This is a genomic window from Collinsella tanakaei, from assembly GCF_016902615.1.
Taxonomy (GTDB): Bacteria; Actinomycetota; Coriobacteriia; order Coriobacteriales; family Coriobacteriaceae; genus Collinsella; species Collinsella tanakaei_A.
The window spans coordinates 1-18426 of sequence record NZ_JACJMB010000040.1 but is presented as its reverse complement, the minus strand read 5'-3'; the positions used below and the strand labels follow the sequence as shown (position 1 = coordinate 18426).

General features: G+C 67.2%; 17 protein-coding genes. 14 read left to right on the top strand and 3 right to left on the bottom strand.

The window, feature by feature from the left end:
• From H6A21_RS09795 to H6A21_RS09745, 11 genes are all read left to right on the top strand, one after another.
• A partial coding sequence (locus H6A21_RS09795; RefSeq protein ID WP_342636098.1) for an acetyl-CoA carboxylase biotin carboxyl carrier protein occupies positions 1–293 on the top strand: 293 nt, incomplete at its 5' end.
• Positions 294–306: 13 nt separating this feature from the next.
• Entirely contained in the window at positions 307–1707 is a 1401-nt protein-coding gene (gene accC, locus H6A21_RS09790; protein WP_204562555.1) for an acetyl-CoA carboxylase biotin carboxylase subunit, read from the top strand.
• A 6-nt stretch (positions 1708–1713) separates the two neighbouring features.
• Complete coding sequence (gene accD / locus H6A21_RS09785; RefSeq protein ID WP_204562554.1) at positions 1714–2580, top strand: acetyl-CoA carboxylase, carboxyltransferase subunit beta; 867 nt, start codon at positions 1714–1716, stop codon at positions 2578–2580.
• Complete coding sequence (locus H6A21_RS09780) at positions 2570–3412, top strand: acetyl-CoA carboxylase carboxyltransferase subunit alpha (RefSeq protein WP_204562553.1); 843 nt, start codon at positions 2570–2572, stop codon at positions 3410–3412. The genes accD and H6A21_RS09780 overlap by 11 nt, the downstream gene beginning before the upstream one ends.
• Positions 3412–4365, top strand: coding sequence for a beta-ketoacyl-ACP synthase III (locus H6A21_RS09775; RefSeq protein WP_239462800.1), 954 nt, complete (start codon positions 3412–3414; stop codon positions 4363–4365). The genes H6A21_RS09780 and H6A21_RS09775 overlap by 1 nt, the downstream gene beginning before the upstream one ends.
• Before the next feature lie 95 nt (positions 4366–4460).
• Entirely contained in the window at positions 4461–5390 is a 930-nt protein-coding gene (locus H6A21_RS09770) for a DUF561 domain-containing protein (RefSeq protein WP_204562552.1), read from the top strand.
• Between the two features lie 6 nt (positions 5391–5396).
• Complete coding sequence (fabD, locus tag H6A21_RS09765) at positions 5397–6329, top strand: ACP S-malonyltransferase (RefSeq protein ID WP_204562551.1); 933 nt, start codon at positions 5397–5399, stop codon at positions 6327–6329.
• A gap of 51 nt (positions 6330–6380) precedes the next feature.
• Positions 6381–7121, top strand: a complete 741-nt coding sequence (gene fabG, locus H6A21_RS09760) for a 3-oxoacyl-[acyl-carrier-protein] reductase (protein WP_204562550.1) — start codon at positions 6381–6383, stop codon at positions 7119–7121.
• A gap of 105 nt (positions 7122–7226) precedes the next feature.
• Positions 7227–8471, top strand: coding sequence for a beta-ketoacyl-ACP synthase II (gene fabF, locus H6A21_RS09755; RefSeq protein ID WP_204562549.1), 1245 nt, complete (start codon positions 7227–7229; stop codon positions 8469–8471).
• A gap of 9 nt (positions 8472–8480) precedes the next feature.
• A complete protein-coding gene (fabZ, locus tag H6A21_RS09750) occupies positions 8481–8927 on the top strand; it encodes a 3-hydroxyacyl-ACP dehydratase FabZ (protein WP_204562558.1) in 447 nt (148 codons plus the stop codon).
• Positions 8928–8975: 48 nt separating this feature from the next.
• A complete protein-coding gene (locus H6A21_RS09745) occupies positions 8976–9422 on the top strand; it encodes a MarR family winged helix-turn-helix transcriptional regulator (RefSeq protein WP_204562557.1) in 447 nt (148 codons plus the stop codon).
• Between the two features lie 196 nt (positions 9423–9618).
• On the opposite strand, the gene H6A21_RS11025 is transcribed toward H6A21_RS09745, so the two are convergent.
• The 3 genes from H6A21_RS11025 to H6A21_RS09725 form a co-directional block, all read right to left on the bottom strand.
• Entirely contained in the window at positions 9619–11949 is a 2331-nt protein-coding gene (locus tag H6A21_RS11025; protein WP_239462799.1) for an ATP-binding cassette domain-containing protein, read from the bottom strand.
• The gene (locus H6A21_RS09730; RefSeq protein WP_204562548.1) at positions 11931–12806 is read right to left on the bottom strand and encodes an energy-coupling factor transporter transmembrane component T; all 876 of its coding nucleotides are present in this window, start codon (positions 12804–12806) and stop codon (positions 11931–11933) included. The genes H6A21_RS11025 and H6A21_RS09730 overlap by 19 nt, the downstream gene beginning before the upstream one ends.
• Before the next feature lie 175 nt (positions 12807–12981).
• A complete protein-coding gene (locus H6A21_RS09725; RefSeq protein ID WP_204562547.1) occupies positions 12982–13488 on the bottom strand; it encodes a DUF4430 domain-containing protein in 507 nt (168 codons plus the stop codon).
• A 584-nt stretch (positions 13489–14072) separates the two neighbouring features.
• Between H6A21_RS09725 and H6A21_RS09720 the strand changes: the two genes are divergently transcribed.
• The 3 genes from H6A21_RS09720 to H6A21_RS09710 all read left to right on the top strand — a co-directional run bounded on the left by H6A21_RS09720 (position 14073) and on the right by H6A21_RS09710 (position 18297).
• Entirely contained in the window at positions 14073–16136 is a 2064-nt protein-coding gene (locus H6A21_RS09720; protein WP_204562546.1) for an elongation factor G, read from the top strand.
• A 336-nt stretch (positions 16137–16472) separates the two neighbouring features.
• Entirely contained in the window at positions 16473–16865 is a 393-nt protein-coding gene (locus H6A21_RS09715; RefSeq protein ID WP_204562545.1) for a helix-turn-helix domain-containing protein, read from the top strand.
• A 250-nt stretch (positions 16866–17115) separates the two neighbouring features.
• Positions 17116–18297 carry an FprA family A-type flavoprotein gene (locus H6A21_RS09710; RefSeq protein ID WP_204562544.1) on the top strand — a complete coding sequence of 394 codons (1182 nt, stop codon included), beginning with the start codon at positions 17116–17118 and terminating at the stop codon, positions 18295–18297.
• The last annotated feature ends 129 nt before the right edge of the window (positions 18298–18426 follow it).

Genomic DNA, 18426 nt, shown 5'->3' with positions numbered 1-18426 from the left:
CGCCTGCCGCAGCGCCCGCAGCTGCCGCTCCCGCCGAGCCCGCTGCCGCTGATGGCCCCTGCATCACCGCTCCGCTCGTGGGCACGTTCTACGTTGCACCCTCTCCGGACAAGGACCCCTATGTCCAGCCCGGCGACCGCGTGAAGAAGGGCGACACCGTCTGCCTGCTCGAGGCCATGAAGATGATGAGCGAGGTCACCGCCCCCTGCGACTGCGTGATCGACGAGATCGTGGCCACCGACGGCGAGCTCGTCTCGTTCGGCGCTCCCCTGATCCGCTATCACGAGGCATAAAAGGGGCGGGTCTATGTTCAAGCGTATCCTCATCGCCAACCGCGGCGAGATCGCCGTGCGCATCTTCCGCGCATGCCGCGAGCTCGACATCGAGCCGGTTGTCGTGTACTCCGAGGCCGACCGCGAGGCGCTGCACGTGCAGCTGGCCGAGCACGCCTACTGCATCGGGCCGGCGCCGTCCGCCCAGAGCTACCTCAACACGGAGGCCCTGCTGACGGTGGCGAAGGCCGCCCACTGCGACGCCATCCACCCAGGCTACGGTTTTCTTTCCGAGAACGCCGAGTTCGCCGACGAGTGCGAGAAGTGCGGTATCACGTGGATCGGCCCCTCGGGCGACGTCATCCGCACGATGGGCAACAAGGCGGCCGCCCGTGAGCTCATGAAGAGCGCCGGCGTGCCCGTGGTGCCCGGCTCCGACGGCTCCGTGAAAGACGTCGCGGAGGCGCGTCGCGTCGCCGACGAGATCGGCTACCCGGTCCTCATCAAGGCTGCTGCCGGCGGCGGTGGCCGCGGCATGCGCCGCGTGTTCGATCCCGAGCAGTTCGACGACCTGTTCGAGGAGGCCCGTGCCGAGGCTCGCGCCTGCTTCAACGACGACGAGATGTACCTCGAGAAGCTCGTCCTGAACCCGCATCATATCGAGTTCCAGATCATGGCCGACGCGCAGGGCAACGTGGTCCAGCTGGGTGAGCGCGACTGCTCCATCCAGCGCCGCGGCCAGAAGATGATCGAGGAGACCCCCGCCCGCGTGCTCACGCCTGAGCTGCGCGAGCGCATGGGCGAGGCCGCCGTGGCCGCCGCGCGCGCCGCGGGCTACGTAAACGCCGGCACGATCGAGTTCGTGCTCGACCCGTCGGGCGAGTTCTACTTCATCGAGATGAACACCCGCATCCAGGTGGAGCACCCCATCACCGAGTGCGTGACGGGCGTCGACCTGGTGCGCGAGCAGCTGCGCGTCGCCTCCGGCCTTTCGCTGTCGTTCACGCAGGATGACATCAACCTGCGCGGACACGCCATCGAGTGCCGCATCAACGCGGAGGATCCTGCGCACGGCTTCATGCCCTCGCCCGGCACGGTCGACTTCGTCCACCTGCCCGGCGGCTACGGCGTCCGCGTCGACACGGGCCTGTACGCCGGTTGCGAGCTGCCGCCCTACTACGACTCGCTCGCCGCGAAGCTCATCGTGTGGGCGCCCACGCGCCTGGAGGCCATCCGCCGCATGCGCCGCTGCCTCGAGGAGTTCGTGATCGACGGCCCCACGACCAACATCGATATCCTCCACCAGATCATGTACCACCCCCAGTTCATCCGCGCCGCGTACAACACGTCGTTCATCGATGAGAACATGGAGACGCTGCTCGCGTGGACAAACGTCGCGGACGCGTCCGCTGACTCCGCCGCGAAGGAGGCGTAAACCACCATGGCAGGAATTCTTGCCGAGCGCCGCAACCGGCTGCTGGCGCTCAAGAGGATGCGTGAGCAGGGCAGCGCGCCCGAGGTCGAGGCCATGACGTGCCCGGCCTGCGGCCGCGCCCTGAACGAGGACGACCTCGCCGACAACCAGCGCGTCTGCCCCTACTGCGGCCATCACTTCCCGCTGGGCGCGCGCGAGCGCATCAAGATGATCGTCGACGACGGCCAGTTCCGCGAGCTCGACGGCTCGCTGGTCTCCACCGACCCGCTCGACTTCCCCGACTACCCCGAGAAGCTCGCGAAGCTGCGCGCCAAGACGCACAGCGGCGACGCCATCGCGACCGGTATCGCCAAGCTCGGCGGCGTGCGCGTAGCCATCGCCGCGCTCGACACGCGCTTCCTCATGGCGAGCATGGGCGCCGTGGTGGGCGAGCGCCTCACCCGCCTCATCGAGCGCGCCACCCGCCAGCATCTGCCGCTGATCGTGTTCTCGGCGAGCGGCGGCGCGCGCATGCAGGAGGGCATCATCTCGCTCATGCAGATGGCGAAGACCTCCGCGGCCATCCAGCGCTTCTCCGACCACGGCGGTCTGTACATCTCCGTGTTCACGAACCCCACGACCGGCGGCGTGACGGCGAGCTTCGCGAGCTTGGGCGACATCCACCTCGCCGAGCCCGGCGCACTCGTCGGCTTCGCGGGCCCGCGCGTCATCGAGCAGACCATCGGCGAGAAGCTCCCCGAGGGCTTCCAGAGCGCCGAGTTCCAGCTCGAGCACGGCTTCGTCGACGCCGTGGTGCCGCGCGCCCGCATGCGTTCGACCCTCATTCGTCTGCTCATGCTTCATGGAAAGGGAGGTGCCGAGCATGTCGGATAACCTGCCCGATACCGTGGACGTGCTGACCGCCGCGCAGCGCGTGGCCATCGCGCGCCACCCCGGCCGCCCGGGTGTGGCCGAGATCGTCGACGCCCTGTTCACCGATTTCTTCGAGCAGCGCGGCGACCTGTCCTCCACCGACGACCCGAGCATCATGGGCGGCATCGCCCTGTTCCACGGTCGCCCCGTGACGGTGCTCGGCAACCGCAAGGGCGCCAATATCGAGGAGCGTGTCGCCTGTAACTTCGGCATGGCCTCGCCTGAGGGCTACCGCAAGGCGCAGCGCATCATGCGTGCCGCCGAGAAGTTCGGGCGCCCCATCTTCACCTTCGTCGACACCTCGGGTGCCTATCCCGGGATGGAGGCCGAAGAGCACGGCCAGGGCGAGGCGATCGCCCGCTCCATCGAGCTCATGAGCTCGCTCTCTGTACCCGTGATCTGCGTGATCTGCGGCGAGGGAGGCAGCGGCGGCGCCCTCGCGCTCGCCGTGGGCAACCGCGTCCTCATGCTCGAGAACGCCGTGTACTCGGTGCTCTCCCCGGAGGGCTTCGCGTCCATCCTGTGGAAGGATTCGAGCCGCGCCGACGAGGCCTGCGAGGTCATGAAGCTCACGGCTGAGGATCTGCTCGAGCTCGGCGTCATCGACGGCATCATCCCCGAGCCCGCCGGCGGTGCGCACGAGAACCCCGCGGCGCTCTTCCAGGTGCTCGATACCCAGCTCACCCGCGAGCTGGACTCCCTGTCGAAGATGAGTCAGACGGCGCTCGTCAACGACCGCTATCGCAAGTTCCGCGCCATGGGCGCGACGGCAGTGAAGAGGGGTCGCATCTGATGGGCGTGAAGATTTGCGGCACGGGCTCGGCAGTGCCGAGCCGTGTGGTGACCAACGACGACATGGCCAAGATCGTGGAGACCTCTGACGAGTGGATCTCCACGCGCACGGGCATCCGCTCGCGGCACTACTGCGACGCGGAGGCGGGGGAGACCCACCGCACGCTCGTGCGCGACGCCGCCGAGCGCGCCCTTGAGGCCGCGGGAATCACGCCCGCCGAGGTCGGCGTCTGCCTCGTGGCGACGTTCACGGCGGACACCTGCACGCCGTCTGCCGCCTGCCTGCTGCAGGCCGACCTGGGGATGGCCGAGGATACGCTGTGCTTCGACCTGAACGCCGCGTGCGCGGGCTTCGTCTACGGCCTGCACGTGGCCGAGGCGCTCCTGCCTGCCGCCAAGCGCCCCTATGCGCTCGTGGTGGGCGCCGACGTGCTCTCGCACGTCATGGATTTCACGGACCGCACGACCTGCGTGCTGTTCGGCGACGGCGCGGGCGCGGCGGTGCTCGCGTGGCGCGAGGACTACCCGCAGCTCCATGCTGTCTGGGGCTCGCGCGGCGACGATACGTCGCTGTACGCGCCGGGCGCAGGCGCAGGCGAGCCGTCGTATCTGCATATGGACGGCCGCGCGGTCTTCCGCTTCGCCACCGAGGTCATGCCGAAGTGCACGAAGGAGGTGCTGGAGGATGCGGGCATCTCCGCCGACGATGTGGATCGCTTCGTCTTCCACCAGGCCAACAAGCGCATTGTGGACTTCGCGGTGAAAAAGCTCGGTCTCGACCCCGCCAAGTGCGAGGGCAACATCGATCACACCGGCAACACCTCGGCGGGCAGCGTCCCCATCCTGCTCGACGAGATCGTGCGCGCCGGCGAGGTGGGTCCGGGCAGCCGCATCCTCATGGCCGGGTTCGGCGCCGGGCTCACGTGGGCGGGCGCCCTCGCGGAACTCGTCTAAGCGCCGCTGCCCTGGCGCACTTGATCTCATCACCTGGGCGATCTGGGCGGCGAAGGCGCCGCGCGGACCGTCACGAGAAAGGAAGCATTGCATCTATGAAGAAGCTGAACGAGATTCTGGGTACCGAATTCCCCATCATCCAGGGCGGCATGGCCAACATCGCCACCGGCGAGTTCGCGGCTGCCTGCGCGAACGCCGGTGCGCTCGGCCTCGTGGCCGGCGGCGGCCTTGATGGCGAGAGCCTGCGCGCCCAGATCCGCCGCGCCAAGGAGCTGACGGACAAGCCGTTCGGCGTGAACCTCATGCTCATGAACCCGCATATCGATGAGTGCGCACAGGTCGTCATCGAGGAGGGCGTGAAGGTCGTCACCACCGGTGCCGGCAACCCCGCCAAGTATGTTGCCGCCTGGAAGGAAGCGGGCATCCGCATCTTCCCCGTGGTCGCCGCCCCGATCCTCGCCAAGCGCCTTGCGCGCCTGGACATCGACGGCATCATCGCCGAGGGCACCGAGTCCGGCGGACACGTGGGAGAGGCCACCACGATGGCGCTCGTCCCGGCCGTGGTCGACACGGTTGACCTGCCCGTGATCGCCGCCGGCGGCATCGCCGACGGGCGCGGCATGGCCGCCGCCTTCGCGCTCGGCGCCTGCGGCGTGCAGGTGGGCACCTGCCTGCTCGCGAGCGAGGAGTGCCCCATCCATGTGAACTACAAGGAGAAGGTCGTGAAGGCCGGCGTCAACGACACCGTCGTGACCGGCCGTCCCGCCGGCGCCCCGGTTCGCTGCCTCAAGAACAAGATGACCAAGAAGTACCTGGAGCTCGAGCAGCAGAACACCAAGCGCGACGAGCTCGAGGCGCTCACGCTGGGCAGCCTGCGCCGCGCCGTGTTCGACGGCGACGTGGACACCGGCAGCTTCATGTGCGGCCAGGTGGCCGGCATGGTGCATGAGGTCCGCCCGCTGCGCGCGATCTTCGAGGACATGATGGCCGGCTGCAAGGCCACGATCGAGTCTCTGGAGGCGTAACAGATTATGGCGACTGCTTTCCTCTACGCCGGCCAGGGCTCGCAGCACGCGGGCATGGGTGCCGACCTCTACGAGGCCTATCCCGCCTTCGCGCAGGTCATCGACGCAGCGAACGATGCCGTCGACTTCGACCTGAAGACGCTCATGTTCGAGGGTCCTGATGACCAGCTGAACCAGACCGAGTACACCCAGCCCGCCATGGTGGCCTTCGCCTGCGGTATGACGGCGATTCTCGCCGAGCGCGGCATTGCGCCCGACTATGTGGCCGGCCTGTCGCTCGGCGAGTACTCCGCGCTCGCTGCCGCCGGCGTGTTCGACGCCGTGACGGCCGTGAAGCTCGCCGCCTTCCGCGGTGCGGCCATGGCGAGCGCCGCTGCGGGCCGCGATACCGCGATGATCTCCATCCTGGGCCTCGATCGCGAGGCCGTGGAGTCCATCGTGGCCGCTGCCGCCGCCGATGCAGATGAGGGCCTGACCGTCGAGGTGTCCAACTACAATTGCCCCGGCCAGATCGTGATCGCGGGCGACCGCGCGCCCGTCGAGGCTGCCGCCGCGGCCGCCAAGGAGGCAGGTGCCCGTCGCTGCATCCCGCTGAAGGTGAGCGGTCCCTTCCACACCTCGCTGCTGAAGCCCGCCGGCGATGCGCTGCGCGAGCGCCTCTCCGCCCTTGAGCTCGGCGAGATGCGCGTGCCGGTGCTGTTCAACACGCTTGGGCACGAGAAGGGCGAGGACGATGACATCGTGAGCCTGCTCGAGCGCCAGGTGCAGTCCTCCGTTCGCATGGAGGACACCATCCGCCGCCTGGCCGAGCTTGGCGTCGACCGCATCATCGAGATCGGCCCGGGCAAGGTGCTCTCCGGCCTGGTGCGCAAGACCGCCAAGGAGATCTCCTGCACACCCGTCGAGACCGTCGCCGACTTGGAGAAGCTGGACGCCTAGCGAACAGGTCGCACCCCGCCGTTCCCACCCGTCTGTTTGGAGGAATATCCCATGGATCTGTCCGGAAAGACCGCCATCGTCACCGGTGGCAGCCGCGGCATCGGCCGCGCCATCTGCCTTGAGCTCGCCCACCGCGGCGCCAACATCGTGTTCTCCTATGCCGGCAACAAGGCGGCCGCCGACGAGACGGTCGCCCTGCTCGAAGAGGCCGGCGCCACCGCGCGCGCCGTCCAGGGCGACGTCACGAGCGCTGACGCCGCCAAGGAGCTCGTCGACGCCGCCAAGGAGCTCGGCGGCGTCGACATCCTCGTCAACAATGCCGGCATCACGCGCGACAAGCTCGCCGCGCGCATGAGCGAGGAGGACTTCGACGCCGTGATCGCCACGAACCTCAAGGGCGCCTTCCTGATGACGAAGGCCGTCCTGCGCCCCATGATGCGTGCCAAGTCCGGCGCCATCGTGAACATGGCGAGCGTCGTGGGCATCATGGGCAACGCCGGCCAGGCGAACTACGCGGCCAGCAAGGCGGGCCTCATCGGCATGACGAAGTCGGTGGCGCGCGAGGTCGCGAGCATCGGTATCCGCGTGAACGCCGTGGCGCCCGGTTTCATCGAGACGGACATGACCGCCGCCATGCCCGAGGCGGCCCAGCAGGCCATGTGCTCCGCCATCCCGGCGGCGCGCCCTGGCAAGCCCGAGGACGTCGCCCGCGCCGTGGCGTTTCTCGTGTCCGATGACGCCGCCTACATCACGGGTCAGGTGCTGGCCGTCGACGGCGGCATGGCCATGTAGCCGTCGCGCGCCCGGACGGCGAACGCTTCTCCAAAGGAAGCGTTCGCCGTCGTGCACGGGCGCGCATCACCCATCGTTTCCACCTTCCTTGAAAGGATGAGTATCATGAGCAAACGCAGGGTTGTTATCACCGGCATGGGTGCTGTGACCCCGCTGGGCAACACCGCGACCGAGAGCTGGGACGCCGCGCGCGCCGGCAAGCTCGGCATCGCACCCATCACCGAGTACGACGCGAGCGCCCAGAAGGTGCATCTCGCCGGCGAGGTCAAGGGTTTCGATCCGAAGGAGCACTTCACCCCGCAGGAGGCCAAGCACCTCGCCCGCTTCACGCAGTTCGCGCTCGTCTCCGCCATCGAGGCCATCGAGCAGAGCGGCCTTGACCTCGAGTCCGAGGACCTCACCCGCGCCGGCGTGATCGTGTCCTCCGGCATCGGCGGCGTGGCCGAGACCGAGAAGCAACAGACCACCTGCCTGAAGCGCGGCTTCGATCGCTGCTCGCCGTTCTACATCCCCATGGGCATCTCCAACATGGCTGCCGGCGAGGTCGCCATCAAGTTCGGCTTCAAGGGCATGTGCACCTGCCCGGTCACCGCGTGCGCCGGCGGCTCCAACGCCGTGGGCGATGCGTTCCGTCACATTCGCGACGGCTATGCCGACATCATGCTTACAGGCGGCACCGAGGCCGCTATCACGCCGCTGTCCATCGGCGGCTTCACCACCATGCGCGCCCTGCATGTGGGCGACGACCCCGCCGCCGCGTCCATTCCCTTTGATGCTCGCCGCAGCGGCTTCGTGATGGCCGAGGGTGCCGGCATGCTGGTGCTCGAGGAGCTCGAGCACGCCCAGGCCCGCGGCGCGAACATCATCGCCGAGATCGTGGGCTACGGCGTGACCTGCGACGCCTACCACATCACCGCTCCGGCGCCGAATGGCGAGGGTGGCGCTCGCGCCATGGCGCAGGCACTTGCGGATGCCGGTGGCGTCGACCCGAACGCAGTGGGCTACATCAACGCGCACGGCACCTCCACGCAGCTGAACGACAAAGGCGAGACGGCCGCCATCAAGACGGTCTTCGGCGAGCACGCCCACGAGATGGCCGTGTCCTCCACCAAGTCCATGACCGGCCACATGCTCGGTGCCGCCGGTGCGGTCGAGGCTATCTTCACCGCTTGCGCGCTGCGCGACTCCTTCCTGCCGCCGACCATCGGCTACGTCGAGCCCGACCCCGAGTGCGATCTGGACTGCGTGCCCAACGAGGGCCGCGCGGCTGAGGTCGAGTACGCGCTGTCCAACTCGCTCGGCTTCGGCGGGCACAACGCGTGCATCCTGTTCAAGAAGTGGAATGGCTAGGTGAGTGATATGTCCCTGCAGCTCGATTCGAACCAGATCGCCCAGATTCTTCCGCACCGCTATCCCTTCGCGCTCGTCGACCGCATCACGGACGGCGAGGAGGGCTCCTGGGCCCGCGGCCGCCTGTGCGTCTCGGGCACGAGCCCGGTGTTCTGCGGCCATTTCCCCCAGTATCACGTGCTGCCCGGCGTGTTGATCGTCGAGGCGCTCGCGCAGGTTGCCGCTGTGGCGATGCTGTCGCTGCCCGAGAACCGCGGCAAGCTCGGCTTCTTCGCCGCCATCAAGGACGCGAAGTTCCGCTCTCAGGTCCGTCCCGGTGACGTGCTCGAGCTCGAGAGCCACATCGCCCGCGTACGCGGTTCGTTCGCCTTCGTGGACGCCGAGGCGCGCGTCGACGGCAAGGTGGCCTGCACGGCCACGCTGACGCTCGCGCTGGGGTCCGCCGATAACGAGTAACGGGGCGCTCGGATGAGTGCCCACGAGGAGCATCAAGAGTTGGAAGCGATGTTCGAGAACGTATACGACAAGTTCAAGCTCCACTTCTACCAGGAGACCTTCGCCCGGTTCCAGAACCGCGAGGCGAGCCTGACCACGGTGGAGGCCTTCGCGATGGAGGCGATTCATGCCCTGGGCTCGCCCACGGTCCATGAGTTCGCGAACTTCATGCGCATCTCGTCCTCGAACGCGGCGTATAAGATCGGCAGCCTCATCCGCAAAGGGTATGTGGAGAAGGTCCAGTCGGAAAGCGACGGGCGCGAGTACCATCTGCGTCCCACGCAGAAGTACCTGGACTACTACAGCATCAGCTCCCACTACATTCACGACGTCATGGAGCGCATCCGTGAGCGGTTCTCCGACGAGGACCTCGCGAAGTTCGGCGAGATGCTCTCCGTCATGAGCGATGAGCTCATGCCCGAGGTGACGGTTCCCGCCGCCGGTACGAACGCGTAGTTTTGGTCCTCTGCGGGCTGCCGGCTTTCGTCCGCCACGAGGGTGCCGGTTGCACAACTGACGTGTCAGGTGTGCAACCGGCACCTTTTTTCGTTGCAGTCATGTGGACCGTGCGCTCGTGAAGCGCTTGAGATGAGGCCTGCGCACGGCCGATCCGGACACGATTTGATGCTGCCCTGGCGACTCGCTTGCTGCGCTACAGCTTCCCAACGATGCGGTCGAGTTTGCGGCGCCAGGGGACGTAGAGCACGGAGAGGAACGCGACGGTGGCGATCCCGTGCGCTGCGTCGAAGGGGAACGACGCCGCGTAGACCGCTATGAGGTTGAAGCCGAGTCCCGTATGGAGGAACCCCAGGATGGACCAGGCGTTGAGGATCCATCCGTACGCGATGCCGGAAACGAGGCCATAGGCCAGAAGGCCCATGCTGCCCATGCGGCTTCTCAGGCCGTGGCCCTTGCTGCCCACACTGCCGAATGCGCCAAGCTGCGCCAGCGCGCCCGCGCCGTAGCCCACGAGGCCCCATGCGTACATCTGCCAGGGGGTCCACGGACCCTGTCCGAAGAAGAAGTTCGAGGTCAGGGCGGCAAGGGCGCCGACCATGAAACCGCTTCGGCGCCCGAGGGTGACGCCGGCGATGATAGCGATGGCGCTCACCGGCTTCACGCTCGGCGCCGCGGCGAACAGGATGCGCCCGGCAGCGGCGAGGGCGGCAAGCACCACGGTGGGCATGAGCTCGCGCAGCCGCGCATCGCCGCGCTCAAAGGAGGCGAAAAAGACGGCGAGCGCGGCGATGACCACACCGAACGAGAGCAGGGCGGTCTGCGAGAAGCCGGTGATGCCGGAGGCGACGAGCGCGACCGGCACGGCGAGGAGCGCTGCGGCCTCGACGATTCCCCGAGCGTGATTCCGGCGGCCTGCGGGGGATGCGGCGGCGCTCGAGGGCGCCGTATGCGCGCCGACGGGCGTTTCGGTGCGTGGTGCCGGCGTGTTCGTCTCGCAGCCCCGCTTGTCAGCGAGCGGGGCCGTGGCGTCCTCAGTATCCTCATGCTCCAGCAGCGCTCCGAACAGCCGCGCGCGGTCATGCGGGCGGTACATCAAGCTCTCGGCGAAGAAGTCCTTGGCCGCCTCGGTGCAGGCGACCTGCCCGTCGAACATGAGCGAGACCTCGTCGGCGGCGGCGTAGGCGACATCGAGGTCGTGCGTCACGAGCACGACGGCGCACCCTGCCTCGGCGCAGGCGCGCAGGATTTGGATGATCTCGGCGGCGCTTTCGGCGTCCAGCCCCTTGGTCGGCTCGTCGAGCAGCAGTATCTCGGGTCGCGTGAGCAGGAGTTTTGCCAGGGCGAGCTTCTGCTGCTGACCTCCTGAGAGGTCGAAGGGGTGGATATTCCCTTGACGTTCAAGCCCCATGCGGGCAAGCAGGCGGCTGCATTCCTCGTCGCTCGCGCCGACGCGCTCTTGCCATTCGGCGAGCTCGGCGGCCACCGTGTCGCAAACGAAGAGCGCCTTGGGATCCTGCGGGAGGTACGCCTGCGCATTCGCACGTGTGCGCTCGACGCGTCCGCGCTGGGGTCGCAGCGTGCCGGCGAGCGCACGGAGCAGCGTTGACTTGCCGCATCCGTTGCCGCCCACGATGGCGTGGACGCGACCGGGAAGCACGCGGATGTCCAGCTCGCGCAGGATCCACGCACCGTCGCGCCCGTAGCGAACCCACAGGTCCTGCGCGTCGATGACGGCCGTGCCGCCATCTGCTGCCTTCGCGCGCAGCCACCGCGCTTCCAGGCGAGACGCAAGGGCCTCGCGCGCAGCGAACGGGGCGGGGCGGCCCAGCTCGAGGGTCTGCGTCGCGTACGGCTCGGTGGCTTCGGGCAGGTGCGTCGACATGATGACGGTGATGCCGAGCTCGCGATTCACGCGGCCGAGCAGAAACAGGAACTGGCGGCGCGCCTCGGGATCGAGCTGCGCGGTCGGCTCGTCTAGCACCAGAAGCTTCGGCTGGAGTGCCAAAACAGCGGCGAGGTTCACCAGCTGCTGCTGGCCGCCGGACAGCTCGTCGGTAGCGGCGTGCATGAGCGGCTCGATGCCGAAGAAGTGCGCGACCTCCGCGATGCGGCGGCGCATCACCTGCGGGTCGGTGCCGATGTTCTCCAGGCCGAACGCAAGCTCATGCCATACGGTGTCGCAGACGATCTGGGATGCGGGATCCTGCATGACAAACCCGATGGAGGACGCTAGGCGCACCCGGTCCGCAGGGCTTCTGTCAACCTCGCCATCTGCTCCCGCGCAGAGCCGCTCGCCGAGCACCTCGATGTCGCCCGAGGCGGTGCCCGCGGGCGCCAGCTCGGGCTTGAGCAGGCGCAGCAATGTGGTCTTTCCGCAACCCGTAGGGCCGCTCACCACGCAAAATGCGCCATAGGGCACTTCGAGCGACACGCGGTCTAAGGTGGGGGTGTCCTTTTGGGCGGAATAGGTGAAGATGAGGTCCCGCACGCGTACCGCCGCGGCTGCTAGCACATCTGTCGGCATATACGCCACCACCTTACGGACAGGATGACCGGCACGAGCACGAGCGCGACGTAGGGCGCATACCCCCACCATGCGACGAGCTGCGGCGGATGCGGATAGAACGAATACTGCGACACCGCGATCGCCGCGGTCGGCGCGCATAGGGCGGCAAGCAGGGCGATGGTCACGAGCATCACGATGTCGGTGCGGCGGATGCGATGGCGGCGGTATGCGGTGCGCGCCGCCCCGCAGGCGTAGCCTCGCGCGCGCATCGTATCGGCGCGCACGAGGCTCTCCTCAAGGCTCCATCCCATAAGGACCGAGGTCGTGCGCAGGTGCGCTGAGGTGCGCTCGCGGGCGGTTCTCGGCGCGGCGGCCGGGGTGGCGGCAAGTGTCGCCTCGACCGCGCGTCCGCGCCGCACAAGCTGGGGAATCAGGCGCATGACCGTCGTGACCATGAGCGCGATCGTCGGTGCGGTCCGGCCCGCGAGTTCGATGATGTCCGCGCTGTCGACGCAGGCTACGCAGCTCGTGATCCAGAGCATCATGGCGGCGAGCATCCCACCCGAGCAGATGCCGTACAGCAGGCCCTCGAGGGTGAAGGCCCGCCCGGCTAGGGTGAAGAGCACGGTGGCGCCCTCGCTCACGAACAGCATGTTGGCGAGGGCGACGATGGCGATAAGCGGCACCATCCAGGCCGCGCGACGGATGCCCGCGCGCACCCCGTGCACGCAGATGGAGCACGCGACCGCCCCGGCGCAGGAAAGCGCGACGTAGACGGGCTGCGGGACCGCCATGGTGAAGACGGCGACGCATACGAGGTAGGCGAGCGTGACCGCCGGGTGATACAGGATGAAGGGGTTATGCGCAGCGTGCATGAGACCCACCTTATAAAAAACGAAAAGAACCCGCTTCGGCCACAGCTTGCGAAGGCGAAGCGGGTTTGTCTTCGTGCGCGGCAGGGCGGATATCGGCACCCTTGTCCCGCGACACCTATGGTAGAGCGCGCGGCGCGGATATATCAAGCGCCGCGCGCTCTACCATTCAGCGATTCTAAACCAGGTAGGTCCAGGTGAGAACATCGCCGTCGGAAACGGTGGCTACGTCGGCGGAGTCCATAACCATCTCGCCGTTGAGGTCGTAGCCCCAGCCGCTCGCATCGCCGAAATCGAACGAGGCGAGGCCGCCGATCGCGTTCACGAACGCGCCGTACTCGGAGTCCTGGACCTCGACCTCAAGCCCGGTGGCCTGAAGCGCGTCGAGCACCGTGGCGCCCTCGTCGAGTTCGACGGTGTCGCTGTAGGTCACGCTGCCGTCGGCCGCGCTGGAGTCGACGACCACCTGGACGGCGATCTGCGCATCATCGGACGCGGCGGTCTCCACGGCGGCGCTGCCCGTGGCGGCGACGGCGGAGCCGGCGGCAGAGCCGGTGCCGCTGTCTGCCGTGGTCTGCGTGCAGCCGCCGAGCGCGCCGGTGGCGAGTGCCGCCACAAGGGCGACGCCGACCATCAGGCGACGCGACGCACGGGAGGTCCAGAGGGCAGAAATTCGGTTGAGCATGGTATACGCCTTTCTCTCCAGGGCCGTATTCGATGGAGAGGCGATCCGGCTCGTCCCCATGCCGCGCGCCGCCGTCCGATCTACGGCAGCATTCCCGCGGCAGCTGGACTCACGGTTGCTGGTACAGCCGGGGTATCGCACCCCGTTCCCCTAGGCGCGCGTCTTGTCGTTCGCGCCCGTGCGTCTCCGCACCATCCATCTGGCCACATATCAATGCAGGGCGATTGTAGCATGCGCGTGCCGCGCTGCGCGGGGGAGTGGCAGCAGGCGCGCAGGACCTCCTCGACCCGGCCCGTCTGTCCCTTTGCACCCTTTACCGCGCTGCAGCGCACCGTCTGGCGAAAGACCGTTTCGTCCGTACGGGTGCGGGGGTAGGCTCGAAGGCATACGGCTGTTATGCGGAGCCAGGCGAGCGCCCACCTCCGTTGCCGCGCAGGCATCCGGCGAGCATCCGGGCCCCGCGCCTTCTGTGCCGCAGAAGGCTGCGAGATCCGCCCCGCCCATCGCCGTCCCGCGCGGTCACCATCGGCGCCGCTTTCCTCCGTATGAACCCGGCGGCATGTGCCGCAGAAAGGATGGTCATCATGGGTGCACCGAAAACCGGCAATGTGAGGAACGTCGTCTTGGTTGGCCAGGGAGGAGTAGGAAAGACCTCCCTGGCAGAATCGATGCTGCATCTTTCAGGCAAGACCACCCGTCTGGGCGGTCACGCGGGAACGAAGCCCACGCTCGATTACGATGCCGAAGAGGTCAAGCGCGGCGTCTCCATCTCGACCTCCGTCGCCCCGATCGACTGGAAGGGCACCCGCATCAACGTGCTGGACGCCCCCTGCTACCCTGACTTCATCGGCGATGCGTACGCCGCCATGGCCGTCTGCGAGACGGCGCTGTTCGTGGTCGACGCCTCCGAGGGCCCGCAGTCCACGACGGTGAAGCTGTGGTACGCCGCCGAGGACCTGCGCCTGGCGCGCGCGGTGTTCATCAACCGCATCGACAAGGAGACCGCCGACTACGACACCTGCATGGAGCAGCTGCGCGAGCGCTTCGGCATGCGCCTGGGCGCCGTCACCCTGCCGTGGGGCACCGGTGAGGCGTTCGAGGGCGTCATCGACGTGGTGCGCATGAAGGCGCGCCACTGCGAGGGCACCACGCAGACCGAGTACGACATCCCCGAGGAGTACCTGCCCGCCGCCAACGCCGCGCGCGAGCAGCTGTGCGAGGCCGTGGCCGAGGCCGACGACGACCTCATGATGAAGTACCTCGAGGGCGAGCCGCTCACCCAGGAGGAAGTCGAGAGCCTGCTGTCCAAGGCCATCGCGGAGCGCCTGTTCGTCCCGGTGTTCGTGGGTTCCTGCACCAAGGAGCTCGGCATCCACTCCGTCATGGACGACATCGCCACCTACTTCCCGAAGCCGACCGATTACGGCGAGATGCCCCTCATGGACGGCGACACGCTCAAGATCTCCTCTGAGGACGAGCGCCCCGTCGCCTTCGTGTTCAAGACGCTGAACGACGCGCAGCAGGGCCGCATCTCCTTCCTGAAGGTCCTCACCGGCACGCTGACGCCCGGTATCGAGCTCGTGAATGCCCGCACCCGCAAAAGCGAGCGCCTGGCGCACCTGTATGTCATGTGCGGCCGCGAGATGAACGAGGTTGGCAAGGCTGAGGCCGGCGACATCATCGTCACGACGAAGATCTCCGCCGACACCGGCGACACGCTGTCGGTGACCGGCAAGGTCGAGGCCGCGGCGTTCAAGTTCCCGAACAGCCAGTACCGCATCGCCATCGAGGCCGTGAACCGCAGCGAGGAGGACAAGCTCTTCACGTTCATCGACAAGGCCTGCGAGGCCGATCCGACGATGAAGATCGAGCGTGACGAGGAGACCGGCCAGACCATCATCTCCGCAGTGGGCGAGGCCCAGGTGTCCGTGCTACTCAACCGCCTGGAGGAGCGCACGAAGGTCGAGGCGCACATCGTGCCCATTCGCATCCCGTACCGCGAGACCATCCGCCGCGTGGCGAGCGCCCAGGGCCGCCACAAGAAGCAGACCGGCGGCGCCGGCCAGTTCGGCGATTGCTACCTGCGCGTCGAGCCGCTGGCCGACGGCGATTATGAGTTCGTCGACGAGGTCGTGGGCGGACGCATCCCGCGCGCCCTCATCCCCGCGGTGGACAAGGGCGTCCAGGAGACCATGAAGGAGGGCGTGATCGCCGGTTACCCGCTCACGGGTATCCGCGTGGCCTGCTACGACGGTTCGTACCATCCGGTCGACTCCAACGAGATGGCGTTCCGCGCCGCCGCGCGCATCGCGCTCAAGAAGGCGTGCGCAGACGCCGACCCGGTGGTGCTCGAGCCCATGGAGAACATCACCGTCACCATCCCGGAGAGCTATGCCGGCGCCGTGATGGGCGATGTCTCGGCCAGCCGCGGCCGCGTGACCGGCATGGATACCGATGAGCGCGGCAACACCGTGGTCACCGCGACCGTGCCCTACGCCGAGCTCGTGGACTACGCGACCCGCCTGCGCTCGCTCACGCGCGGCACGGGCGACTTCACCATGGAGCCCGCGGGCTACGAGCAGGTTCCCTACGACGTGCAGAAGCACCTCGTGGAGTTCTACGAGGAGAGTCGCGCGCAGGGTAGGTAGCGCTTCGGCGCGCAGGCGCGCGCAGACATAGCTCAACCTTTGCGTGAGGGGCGCCCGGCACCGCATCTGCGGCCGGGCGCCCCTTCGCGCTCTCTAGCCGCTCGTGCCCCCCATCGGAATTAGCTAACCCATTGAGCATATTGGAATATGTGTTGGACCGATGGAGAGATGTTTAGAGTGTGGTCGGGAGGGCATCAGTTACGTAGAGTTGCACGGCACCCTGGAGGCGACCGCTTGATGAGAGTGCGTCGCCTTCATTTTTTGCATGCTATCATCAATGTGTCATGCAAAAAGCAATTTATGTAAGACCACGCAGGTAGAAATGGTAGATCGAACATGGTCGAACTCAAGCATGGTGCAAAGTACGACGCGAAGGTGCGCAGGCGCGCCGCGAAGATACTCGCCACTGGCGTAGGTCATCGCGCGCTCGCCGTCGAGCTCGGTATCCCCGAGGCGACGGCGCACCAGTGGGCGCGTTCCTACGCGGTCGGGGGTCAGGCGGCCGTCATGAACGCCGGCGCGTCGCACCGGGTGTACCCCTACGAGCTCAAGCTCTCGGTGGTGCACGATCGTCTGGACCACGGCATGTCGGTGCGCGAGGTCATGATCAAGCACGGCGTACCGAGCGAGTCGTCGGTCAAGACCTGGTGCCGCCAGTATCGTGATGGCGGTCCGGAGGCGCTCGTGAGCAAGCCGCGCGGCCGCAAGCCGAAGACGCCGCGCGCGTAGGGCGCACGCAAAACACCATGGAGCAGGGCGCTGCATCGGGAGCGAATCGCACCCCCGATGCAGCGCCCTGCTCGTTTCGGCGGGAGGGCTTCTGGTACCTGGCGCACCGTCTCATCCGCGCACGATTCGTGCAGATGGCACCTGTTGTGTTCCATATTGAGACTCGGTCTCGCGCCCGTGCTATGATGGTGCCGATTTCGAGACGCCGCGCCAGATGGCGCACGTTGCTACCAGCGGAAAGGACATCCTTATGCTCAACGCGATCGAGATTTCCCCTAAGGTTTGGTGGGTTGGCGGTATCGACTGGAACGAGCGCTCGTTCCACGGCTACACCACCGAGAAGGGCATCACCTACAACGCCTACCTCATCATGGACGAGAAGGTCACCCTGATCGACACCGCCAAGGCCACCTTCACCGATGAGTTCCTGCAGCGCATCTCCCAGGTCGTCGACCCCTCCAAGATCGACGTCGTCATCACGAACCACGTCGAGATGGATCACTCCGGCTCGCTGCCCGCGATCCACAAGGTCGCCCCGAACGCCACGATCTACGCCTCGGCTGGCGCCGGCGTGAACGAGGTCCGCGCGCACTTCGGCATCGAGGCCACTCCGGTCAAGTCCGGCGAGACCCTCTGCATCGGCGAGCGCACCCTCACGTTCGTGACCACGCCGATGGTCCATTGGCCCGACAACATGGTCACCTACTCCGACGTCGACAAGATCCTGTTCTCCAACGACGCGTTCGGCCAGCACTTCGCCACGACCAAGCGCTTCGACGACGAGAACGACCTGTGCGAGGTCTACAAGCAGGCCAAGAAGTACTACGCGAACATCGTGTGGCCCTACGGCCCGCAGGCCCACAAGGCCCTCGAGACCGTGAAGACGCTCGACCTCAACATGATCTGCCCGAGCCACGGCGTGATCTGGCGCAGCCACATCGCCGACATCCTCGAGCGCTACGAGGACTGGACCACCTACAAGACCCAGGACAAGGCCGTCATCGTGTATGACTCCATGTGGCACTCCACCGAGGCCATGGCCCGCGAGATCACCGACGCCTTCATCAAGGAGGGCATCACCGCCGAGCTCATCGACGTCAAGTACACCCACATCTCCGACATCATGCTCGAGCTGTGCGACGCCAAGTACGTGGCCGTGGGTTCCCCGACGCTGAACTCCAACATGATGCCGACCGTGGCGTCCTTCCTGACCTACATGCGCGGCCTTTCGCCGAAGAACGAACAGCGCATCGGTCTGGCCTTCGGTTCCTACGGCTGGGCGCCGCTCGGCCCGAAGCAGGTCTACGCCGAGCTCGAGAATGCCAAGTTCCAGCTGCCGGTGCCCGTGGTGGCGCAGCAGTGGATCCCGAGCGCGGAGAATCTGGCCGAGCTTCAGGAGACGGTCTGCAAGATGATCGAGGCCGCCAAGTAACGAACGACGACATCCGACGTGAGGGGCCGAAGACTCCCAAGGGGTCTTCGGCCCCTGCGGTTACATCGTGCTGTTCGAGGGCGGGGTGTCCTCATCGGGGACGGGGTAGTTTGGTGCCATCGGGGCGCG

Coding starts and splice junctions, on each gene's coding strand:
- accC (WP_204562555.1), top strand. CDS start 307: ATGTTCAAGCGTATCCTCATCGCCAACCGCGGCGAGATCGCCGTGCGC.
- accD (WP_204562554.1), top strand. CDS start 1,714: ATGGCAGGAATTCTTGCCGAGCGCCGCAACCGGCTGCTGGCGCTCAAG.
- H6A21_RS09780 (WP_204562553.1), top strand. CDS start 2,570: ATGTCGGATAACCTGCCCGATACCGTGGACGTGCTGACCGCCGCGCAG.
- H6A21_RS09775 (WP_239462800.1), top strand. CDS start 3,412: ATGGGCGTGAAGATTTGCGGCACGGGCTCGGCAGTGCCGAGCCGTGTG.
- H6A21_RS09770 (WP_204562552.1), top strand. CDS start 4,461: ATGAAGAAGCTGAACGAGATTCTGGGTACCGAATTCCCCATCATCCAG.
- fabD (WP_204562551.1), top strand. CDS start 5,397: ATGGCGACTGCTTTCCTCTACGCCGGCCAGGGCTCGCAGCACGCGGGC.
- fabG (WP_204562550.1), top strand. CDS start 6,381: ATGGATCTGTCCGGAAAGACCGCCATCGTCACCGGTGGCAGCCGCGGC.
- fabF (WP_204562549.1), top strand. CDS start 7,227: ATGAGCAAACGCAGGGTTGTTATCACCGGCATGGGTGCTGTGACCCCG.
- fabZ (WP_204562558.1), top strand. CDS start 8,481: ATGTCCCTGCAGCTCGATTCGAACCAGATCGCCCAGATTCTTCCGCAC.
- H6A21_RS09745 (WP_204562557.1), top strand. CDS start 8,976: ATGTTCGAGAACGTATACGACAAGTTCAAGCTCCACTTCTACCAGGAG.
- H6A21_RS11025 (WP_239462799.1), bottom strand. CDS start 11,949: ATGCCGACAGATGTGCTAGCAGCCGCGGCGGTACGCGTGCGGGACCTC.
- H6A21_RS09730 (WP_204562548.1), bottom strand. CDS start 12,806: ATGCACGCTGCGCATAACCCCTTCATCCTGTATCACCCGGCGGTCACG.
- H6A21_RS09725 (WP_204562547.1), bottom strand. CDS start 13,488: ATGCTCAACCGAATTTCTGCCCTCTGGACCTCCCGTGCGTCGCGTCGC.
- H6A21_RS09720 (WP_204562546.1), top strand. CDS start 14,073: ATGGGTGCACCGAAAACCGGCAATGTGAGGAACGTCGTCTTGGTTGGC.
- H6A21_RS09715 (WP_204562545.1), top strand. CDS start 16,473: ATGGTCGAACTCAAGCATGGTGCAAAGTACGACGCGAAGGTGCGCAGG.
- H6A21_RS09710 (WP_204562544.1), top strand. CDS start 17,116: ATGCTCAACGCGATCGAGATTTCCCCTAAGGTTTGGTGGGTTGGCGGT.